Source organism: Paraburkholderia lycopersici (genome assembly GCF_900096975.1).
Classification (GTDB): domain Bacteria; phylum Pseudomonadota; class Gammaproteobacteria; order Burkholderiales; family Burkholderiaceae; genus Paraburkholderia; species Paraburkholderia lycopersici.
Genome location: NZ_FMYQ01000039.1, coordinates 48,934 through 57,977, shown reverse-complemented (window position 1 = coordinate 57,977; position 9,044 = coordinate 48,934). Strand labels below are relative to the sequence as shown.

Below are 9,044 nucleotides of genomic sequence, written 5' to 3'. Positions count from 1 at the left end.
CCGGCATGAAGGACTCGAAGGTGATCGTCGCGATCAACAAGGACGAAGAGGCGCCGATCTTCAGCGTGGCCGACTATGGCCTCGTCGGCGACCTGAACGTCATCGCGCCGACGCTCGCCGCGCATATCTGAACCACATTGACCGTCTGACCAACGCCTCGCGCACCGTCCCGGCAGTATGGCGCGCAGGCACGACCCTGCAGCAGTTCCCTTACGAAGAGGAGCGCAAACATGGACTGCACCGCATCACGTAGTGAAAGAGCCACGCTGATCGAGCGGCGTTCGATCGACTACATTCCCGAAGCCGAGCGTCACGGCAATCTGTTCAGCCAGTTCACCCTCTGGTTCGGTGCGAACCTCCAGATCACAGCCGTCGTGGTCGGCGCACTCGCCGTCGTGCTGGGCGGCGACGTGTTCTGGTCGCTGGTGGGGCTGCTCGTCGGTCAGATACTGGGCGGCGCCGTGATGGCGCTGCACGGCGCTCAGGGCCCGAAACTCGGCTTGCCGCAAATGATTTCGAGCCGCGTGCAGTTCGGCGTCTATGGCGCCATCATTCCGCTTGCGCTGGTCTGCGTGATGTACGTGGGTTTCTCTGCGGGCGGCACGGTGCTTGCCGGTCAGGCGATAGGCGAATTGCTGGGCGTGAACAATACCGTGGCGATCCTCATCTTTGCCGCGGTCGTGATCCTCCTCACGGGACTCGGCTATCGAATCATTCACGCCATGGGCCGCGTTTCGAGCGTCATCGGTACGCTTGCCTTTCTGTATCTCTTTTCGAACCTGTTGAATGGTCACGCCTGGAGCACGCTGCTCGCCAACCGGCACTTCACGGTAGCCTCGTTCCTGCTCGCCGTTTCGCTGTCGGCATCGTGGCAAATCGCTTACGGTCCCTACGTTGCCGATTATTCGCGCTATCTGCCGAAGTCCGTCTCGGCGCTCAGGACTTTTCTGGCCGTTTTTTGCGGCACGGTGACGGGCGCGCAGGTGTCGATGACGTTCGGCGTGCTGGCCGCCGCACTCGCAGGCAGCCGTTTCGATGGACACGAGGTGGCGTTCATCGTTGGCCTCGGCGCAACGGGAATCATCGCCACGATCCTCTATTTCACGATCGCGCTCGGCAAGCTCACCATCACGACGCTCAATGCATATGGCAGCGTCATGTCGGTGGCCACGATCGTCACCGGGCTGGGTCAGCGCCGTGAGATTTCCCGCGGTGCGCGACTTGCTTTCGTGATCCTCTCGGTAGGCGTATCGAGTGCGCTCGCACTTGCCGGACAGCATTCGTTCCTGAAGACGTTCTCGTCCTTCCTGCTGTTCCTTCTGGTGTTCTTTACGCCGTGGAGCGCGATCAACCTCGTCGATTACTACTGGGTTACACGCGAGCGCTACGACGTACCGGCTCTCTTCGATGCGAATGGCCGCTATGGACGCTGGAATCTGGTCGGCATCGCCGTTTATGTGGTCGGAGTGCTGGTGCAGATGCCGTTCGTCGCCACGGGGTTTTATACGGGACGCTGGGTCGACGCGCTCGGCGGAGTCGATATCTCATGGATCGTCGGCATCGTCGTGCCCGCTGTGCTGTACTACGCGGCCACGCATTTTGTGCAGTCTCGCGTACCGGACCGGCTCATCTTGCCCAATACGCTGGGCGACGCATGACAGAGTAAAGCGCAGGGAGCGCGTCCGCATCCGCGGGTAGCTGGTGGCGGGGGGCGAGTGGCGGGTGGTGCACCGAAGCTCATCGTCTCGAAGAAAACACTGGCGCGGCGACTCTCACGGCTGCGGCACGCCGCGCCTCGCAGACGATTGTTCACGTCTCGTGTTCAATGCCTCAACGCCGCGAGCGCTAATTTCCGGTGATCGTCATCGTCGCGGTATCGGTGCTGTTCACGCTGAGCTCGTGGGTCGGCATGGACGGCGGCATGAAGCGCCTTAGCCACATGGTGTGCTGGGGCGTGCTGGCATTGACCGTCTACATCTACCTGGTCGGGCCGACCCAGTTCATTACGAGCAATTCGCTGTCCAGCATGGGCCTCATGTTGACCAACTTCGTCGACATGAGCTTGTTCACCGACCCGATGGGCGACGGCAAATTCACCCGCGAGTGGACCGTGTTCTATTGGTTGTGGTGGATTTCGTATGCACCGGGTGTCGCGCTTTTCGTGACGCGCGTCTCGCGCGGACGCACCATTCGCGAAGTCATCGTGGCCTTGATGCTGGGCGGCTGTGTCGGCGCGTGGTTCGTGTTCGGCGTGCTGGAAAACTACAGCCTGCACCATTTCATCACCGGCATCGTCAACGTGCCGGGCGTGCTGAACCAGCAGGGCGGCGAAGTGGCGATCGGCATGCTGCTCGGCCAGTTGCCGGCAGGCCGTCTCGTGATGGCGTTCTTCCTGATCGCAATGGCCGTGTTCCTTGCGGCGCACATGGACGCGGTGGGCTATGCCGTGTCGGCGACCTGCACGCGCGATCTGGCCGAAGGCGAAGACCCGGCTCCGGCAGACCGGTTGTTCTGGTGCATCATGCTCACGCTGGTGCCGCTCGCCATGATCTTCTCCAAGGCGCCGCTCAACAGCAAACGGCTGACCGACAGGCAACGGCTCACGCTGATGTAACGCGTGCTTGCCAGCCGCGGGGAACACGCCCAGTGGTTCCGGCAAGCGCCGCTTCATGCGGCGTTGCGCTTGCCGGCGTTCGGCGCCTCGGCCCTGGCGAGCGCGTGTAATTCCCGCGCTTCCAGCACCGCCGTGGCCGCGCCGCGTCTCGCAACGGCGAGCATCGCCTGTCCCACGTCGGCGGTCGTCACCAGCCGGTCGCCGAGTGCCGCTCGCAACAGCGGCCAGGCCGGCTTCATCAGCACATATAGCACGTGATAGAGGCGCGTCTTCGAGCGTATGCCTTCGAGCGGTTCGATCGCGCCGGGCCGGAACAGGTACACCGCGCGAAATCCCGACTGCCGCAACGCGTTCTCGGTTCGTCCTTTCACGCGCGCCCACATACTGCGGCCGCGGCCGCCGCTGTCGGTGCCCGCGCCCGAGACGTAGACGAACGTCATCTCCGGATTCAGGCGCGCCAATGTGCCGGCGATCGCCATCGTGAGGTCATACGTCACGCGCGAATAATCGGCCTCCGACATGCCGACCGACGACACGCCGAGACAGAAAAAGCACGCATCGAAGCCCGTCAGTTCGGATTCGGCCGCGCGGCTGTCGGCCAGATCGGGCAACAGCGTTTCGCACAGCTTCGCGTGACGAACGCCCGTTTCGCGACGTCCGACCGCGCGCACGAGTTCGACATCATCCGCACGCAGGCATTCGCGCAGCACGCCCTGGCCGACCATGCCGGTCGCGCCGTAGATCAGCACTTTCATAAGTTTCCCGAATCACGTTTGTCGTCGACGAGCGCACAGGACGCGTCTCGTTTGCTCAGTTGCGCGGCATGGCGGCGAGCACGCCCGCAGCGCCGAAATCGGTGGACAGCGTGACGTCGCGCCAGCGTTCACTCTCGGCGGCGCGCGCGGCGTCGGCGGCGTTCGAGAACTGCAGCGCGTCGCTGCCGAGCAGCAGGTGGGCGGGCGGATCGTCGTGGCGCGTCAGTTGCAGCACCACTTGCGCGACGCGCGCCGGATCGCTGCGTTCCTTGCCCACGTGGTCGGCGAAGAGCTTCAGCAGCGCACCGATCGACGGCTCGTACTCGGGCAGCAGCGGGGGGATGTGGGCACCGGCTTCGGTGCCCCAGTCCGTCGCCATGCCGCCGGGTTCGAGCGCCGTCATATGGATACCGATGGGCGCGAGTTCCTGGCGCAGCACTTCGGTAAATCCGCCGACCGCCCATTTGGCCGACTGGTAAGCGGCAAGCCCGGCGGTGCCCAGCCGGCCGCCGACAGACGATACGTGGAGGATATGCCCGGACTTCTGCGCGCGCATGACAGGCAGTACCGCCCGCGTGACGTTGACGACGCCATAGAAGTTCGTGTCGATCTGCGCGCGGAAGTCGTCTTCGGGACTTTGCTCGAAGGGCGAGATGTGGCCGAACCCCGCGTTGTTGACGAGCACGTCGATGCGCCCGAACGCGTCGAGTGCGGTCTGTACGGCGGCGCGCGCCGCCGCCGGATCGGCGACGTCGAGCGCCGCGGTCTTCACGCGGTCGCCATGGCGCGCCGCGAGGTCGTCGAGCCGCTGCGGATCGCGTGCGGTGGCTAGCACGCGCTCCCCCGCGTCCAGCGCGGTTTCTACGATATGGCGGCCGAGGCCGCGTGCACTGCCGGTGACCAACCAGACTTTCGACATGATGAGCTCCTTACTTACGTATATGAGTGCGTACACACTCATTAATGAGCCAAAAAAAGCACTCAGGGATGCGCGACGGCGTTCCAGAAAGCGTTGAAACCGGCCTCGCAGTAATACTCGCGCTGCGCGGGTTCGCGCACGATGAAGTCCATCGTCGTTTCGGCGAGCGCGCCCATGATCGCCGAGGCGAAAGCCGGGGAGTGGTCGTGCAAATGCCCTTGGGCGATGCAGTTCTCGATGAGCGCGCCTGCCTCCGCGAAGGCCCGCATGCCGGTTGTGCGAGCGTGCTCGGTGATGCGTTCGGATGTGCTCAGGACCAGCATGACCTTGCGCTTGTCCGGATTCGCGACGCCCCAGTCGACGTAGCGCCGCCACAGATGGTGCGTCCGTTCGCGCATGCCGGCGTCGCGCGGGAAGTCGGGCACGAGCGCCTCGCCCAGTTCGGCCTTGATGGCGAGATAGATCGCGTTGAGTAGTTCGTCCTTGTTGTCGAAATAAGTGAAGAGCGTGCCTTCGGCGACGCCCGCCATCTTCGCTATCCTGGCCGTGGGCGCGCCCAGCCCCTGTTCCGCCATCACGTGGACGGCGGCGGCAAGAATGGCGTTGCGCTTGTCTTCGCTTTTCGGGCGGGCCATGGGAAAGGCAGCGGACTGTATGATTGAGTGATTGCTCAATCATACAGTGACTTCTTCGCTGACGGCAAGGCGTTCGCGGCATGAAAGCAGAGGATCACCGGAAAGTCGGTCATTGCCTGCTCGCGGAGCCTTATACGACCGTAGCAACCGTAGCGACCGCAGTCCAGGCCGAATTACCCACACGCTTCGGGTGGAGATTTCGCGGACGTTTGAACGGCGTCCGAGGTCAAAAACGATGACGCAGATTCAGCCGAACCGCCACCTGATTGGGTGTACTCGACGCGCTGAGACTCGCGATATTCGCTACGGCGGATTTGCCCGTCGAGTCGGTACCCATCGCGTGCTGCCAAACGCCGACGAGCCCAATATCGGTTCGTCTCGAAAGCGAGTAATCCGCGCCGAGATTCACCTGTGTGTATTTCGCCGTCTCGCCCTTCGTGTAAATGAACGCAGAGCCCATCAGCAGTTGCGGTGTGAATCGATAGCTTCCGTTGACTTCGACCGTATTGAACTGCGCGGTGCCGCCGCGGAACGGCGTGGTTCCCGTGGGCAGCACGTCTTGATAGCGTGTGTTCGTATAGATCGCGTCGAGACGCACGCCCGCGAGCGTCGCGTTCGCGCCCACGCCAACGATTTGCAATGTGCCGGCGGATGCGTAACCGCTGTAGATCGGGCTAGTCACGGGGCTCGTATAGCCCGGCTGCCCAGGCAGCACCGTGCCGCCATATGCCGACACGGACGGATCGTTCATGTTGAGATACGCGGCGGCCACACCGCCGAACGCGCCTTGCCAGCCCGCGCCGAAACTTAACGCGCGTTGGCGCTCGAACGCGCCGGCCACGCCGCCCGGCGCGAACATCGCCTTGAAGGAGAATCCGTCCCACGTTGGGCTCGTATAGGCCAGGGAATTATTGAAGCGAATCGTCGACTGCATGTTGTCGATGTCGCCCGGATGCGCGCCGGTCCAGCCCGCCCATTGCAGCGCGCTGCTCAGCAAACCGACATATTCGCTGACCGGTTCGTACTGGCGCCCCGCAGTGATTGTTCCGTAAGGCGAGGCGATACCAACCATAGCGGTCCGGCCAAACAGCAAACCGCCTTGACCGAGCTTCCCTGTAGACGTGTCGAAGCCGTTTTCGAGCGTGAAAATCGCACGATATCCGCCGCCGAGGTCTTCCGTGCCCCGCAAGCCGAAACGACTCGTGTTCGTCGCGCCGGTGGTCGCCTGAAGCGTCGCGCCGCCTTTCTGGTTGTTCGTATAGATGAGGCCGTCTTCGACGATGCCGTAGAGGCTGACACTGCTTTGCGCGTGCGCGTCGGCGGCAAGCACGAAGAGAGCGATGGCGGCGAGACGCAGCGCGCGCTCGCGGACGGTAAGAGTTTTCATGTCGTAGGAACCCGGCGTGCGGGGGAATCGATGTTGTCGTGAATAGCCGACACGCACCCTGGCGATACGACGCCAAGGAAGAAACGGATTGTCGAATCCGCCTCGCGCACGGCAGGGTATTGGCCGGCGGACCAGCGTCCCCGGCGCGAAGCGCTTATTCGAGCGCTTGCATGATCGCGCGATGCACTTCGAACAGCGCGGGGTCGTCGGGATTGCGTGGACGCGGCACGTCCACGTCGATCGTTGCGACAATGCCCCCCGACTGCCTGCCGATCACGTAGATGCGATCGCAAAGAAACGCGGCTTCCAGCATGTTGTGCGTGACGAGCACGCCAGTCGGACGACGTTCTTCCTCGCCGACCCACATCTCCTGAAGCAGTTCACGCAGCTTGCGCGCGGTGAGTTCGTCGAGCGCACTGAACGGTTCGTCGAGCAACAGCACGTCGGGATGCACGGCAAAGGCGCGCGCAATTGCGACCCGCTGCTTCTGTCCGCCAGAAAGAAATTGCGGATACGAGCGCCGGTGGCCGAGCAGGCCCACCTTTGCGAGCAAATCGTGCGTGGTGGCTTCGCGCGTAGCCGGATCCGGCTCTTCACGCGACACCTCGCGCACACGGTCGAACGCAATCGAAATGTTCTCTTCCACGCGCAGCCAGTCGATCAAGCGCGGCTGCTGGAACACCACGCTCAGTTCCGGCACGGCGCGCGAGCGGCCATCACCGAAGCGGATCGCGCCCGCCGTTGGCGTGTCGAGGCCCGCGATCATGTTGAGCAGCGTGGATTTCCCACAGCCCGAAGGTCCGACGAGCGCCACGAGCTGCCCGGCAGGAATATGCAGATCGATGCCTTCGAAAACCGTCAGTCCGTTGCCGTGCGCGGAGCGGCGAAACGTCTTGCGCACGCATTCGATGGTGATGCTTCTGCTCATGCGACGGTCCTTTTCTTCCAGCGATTGGCGTGATGTTCGATTGGCGCGAAGATCAGATGCTCGACGACGAGCATCGTCGCCCAGAACGCGATCGTCCACGCGATCACGCCTTCCACGTTTTGCGTGCTGAATTGCGCGTTGAGCTGATAGCCCACGCCATCGGACATGCCAAAGATTTCGACGAGCACGATTACTTTCCAGGCAATCGAAAAGCCCACGCGAGTGCCTGGCACGATGAACGCGTAGAGCAGCGGCAGCCAGATCCTTCGCAACACAGTGATGCGCTTGAGGCGAAAGACGTGCGCCATCTCCATGAGTTCGCCACTCAATGAGTGAATGCCTTCCTTGACGGAGATGACAAGCGAAGGCAGCACGCCGAGCGCCACGGAAATGACGGGCGACAGCAGACTCGTACCGAACCAGATGACGCACAGCAGCGCCCATACGAGACCCGGCACCGTAAGGCCGAGCGTGATGCCGGGCTCGACGAAACGCGCGAGCACTTTCGAGCGCGCCGTGACGATGCCAACGGGCAGGGCGACCAAAAGCGCAAGTACGAAGCCGAGCGCCATACGCGCGAACGTGAGCCAGATCTGCACGAAGGCACTGCCGTTCGCAACGATCTCGACGAACTGGGCGTAGATGGCGCGCACATCGGGCACGAGCGGCGAATGAAGACTGCGCGCCATCGCTTCCCACGCGGCGAGCAGCACGACGAAGTACAGCAGCGAAGGCAGTACGCGCTCCGCGAGCGGGCGCAGGAATACCGCCCGCCGCAGCGGCGCGGCGGGACGTGCCAGGGAAGACTTGACGGCATCGCTCATGATAGTTGCGTGTAGATTTTCCGGTCCGGCTTTCTGGCCAGGATGCCGATTGACGCGGCCGTGTCGATCTGCCGGTCGATCGTGGCGAACGTCTCGGCATCCCAAGTCGTTGCATACGCGTCGGCCAGGCGTTGCGGCAGCAACGCCGCAGCAGCGGTTTCGTCGGATTTGAGCCCGATTTGCGTCGCGATCTGCGTGAGCGACTGCGGATGCTGGTGCACGAAGCGGTTGACTTCGACGAACATCGTCACGATGCGTTGCGCGGTATCGCGATTCGCATCGAGCCAACGCCGGCTCGCCGCGAGGCCGACGAGGGGTGGCGAATTGCGCTCGCCCGTCGCGTGCTTCCAGATATCGGCGACGCGGGCGATCTCACGCGCACCTTGCCCGACGAGCCGGCTTGCCGTGGGCTCGAGCGTGACGATCGCTTCGACGTCGCCGCGCTGGAACAACGCGAGATTCGCCGTGGGCGAGCCATGGATGACCTTGAAATCCTTGTGCAGGTCCAGGCCGTCGAGGTGTGCGGCAATCAGCGCCTGCTGCCAGGTTTCGCTGGTTTCTGCCGTCGACGCGATTGCCTTGCCGATCAGATCGCGCGGCGTCCGATAAGGGCTGTTGGCCTTCACGAGCCAGCGTCCGTGATTGTTCAGTGCGGGTCCGAACAGCACGATATCGCTGCCTTTGCTGGCGAGCGTCGCCAACCCGACTGCGCCGAACACGCCCACGTCGAGAGAACCGGCCGTGAGCTGCACCTGCATGCTGCCCGGATCGGCGGTTACCCAGTGCAGGTCGAGGCCCTGGTCGAAATGATTCTGGTCGATCAGCGGACGCCAGACCGAGCCGGCGCTGCCCGCCGAAGGCAGCGTGATGCGCACGGGCCTGCTGGATGCGGCGGTGCCGCTGGCCGCCGCGGCGCGGCCCGCTGCGGTGCCGAGTCCAAGCGCGGCGAGGCTTTTGAGTGCTTCACGGCGATTCATCAATA

General features: G+C 63.5%; 9 protein-coding genes and 1 pseudogene. 3 read left to right on the top strand and 7 right to left on the bottom strand.

The window, feature by feature from the left end:
• The 3 genes and pseudogenes from BLU17_RS29285 to BLU17_RS29275 form a co-directional block, all read left to right on the top strand.
• A pseudogene (locus BLU17_RS29285) lies at positions 1-131 on the top strand (electron transfer flavoprotein subunit alpha/FixB family protein); the annotation flags it as partial.
• A 99-nt stretch (positions 132-230) separates the two neighbouring features.
• Positions 231-1,658, top strand: a complete 1,428-nt coding sequence (locus BLU17_RS29280; protein WP_092005271.1) for a purine-cytosine permease family protein — start codon at positions 231-233, stop codon at positions 1,656-1,658.
• 197 nt (positions 1,659-1,855) lie between these two features.
• A complete protein-coding gene (locus tag BLU17_RS29275) occupies positions 1,856-2,614 on the top strand; it encodes a BCCT family transporter (RefSeq protein WP_092005268.1) in 759 nt (252 codons plus the stop codon).
• Between the two features lie 53 nt (positions 2,615-2,667).
• Here the strand turns inward: BLU17_RS29275 and BLU17_RS29270 are convergent, their stop codons facing one another.
• The 7 genes from BLU17_RS29270 to BLU17_RS29240 form a co-directional block, all read right to left on the bottom strand.
• Complete coding sequence (locus tag BLU17_RS29270) at positions 2,668-3,369, bottom strand: NAD(P)H-binding protein (protein WP_092005265.1); 702 nt, start codon at positions 3,367-3,369, stop codon at positions 2,668-2,670.
• Between the two features lie 55 nt (positions 3,370-3,424).
• Entirely contained in the window at positions 3,425-4,288 is an 864-nt protein-coding gene (locus BLU17_RS29265; protein WP_092005262.1) for an SDR family NAD(P)-dependent oxidoreductase, read from the bottom strand.
• Between the two features lie 62 nt (positions 4,289-4,350).
• Positions 4,351-4,923, bottom strand: a complete 573-nt coding sequence (locus tag BLU17_RS29260) for a TetR/AcrR family transcriptional regulator (RefSeq protein ID WP_092005259.1) — start codon at positions 4,921-4,923, stop codon at positions 4,351-4,353.
• Positions 4,924-5,149: 226 nt separating this feature from the next.
• Complete coding sequence (locus BLU17_RS29255; RefSeq protein WP_092005256.1) at positions 5,150-6,310, bottom strand: porin; 1,161 nt, start codon at positions 6,308-6,310, stop codon at positions 5,150-5,152.
• A gap of 154 nt (positions 6,311-6,464) precedes the next feature.
• A complete protein-coding gene (locus tag BLU17_RS29250) occupies positions 6,465-7,238 on the bottom strand; it encodes an ABC transporter ATP-binding protein (RefSeq protein WP_092005254.1) in 774 nt (257 codons plus the stop codon).
• Positions 7,235-8,062 carry an ABC transporter permease gene (locus tag BLU17_RS29245; protein WP_092005251.1) on the bottom strand — a complete coding sequence of 276 codons (828 nt, stop codon included), beginning with the start codon at positions 8,060-8,062 and terminating at the stop codon, positions 7,235-7,237. The genes BLU17_RS29250 and BLU17_RS29245 overlap by 4 nt, the downstream gene beginning before the upstream one ends.
• Positions 8,059-9,039 (bottom strand): ABC transporter substrate-binding protein, encoded by a 981-nt coding sequence (locus BLU17_RS29240; protein ID WP_092005248.1) that lies wholly within the window; start codon positions 9,037-9,039, stop codon positions 8,059-8,061. The genes BLU17_RS29245 and BLU17_RS29240 overlap by 4 nt, the downstream gene beginning before the upstream one ends.
• Between the last annotated feature and the right edge of the window lie 5 nt (positions 9,040-9,044).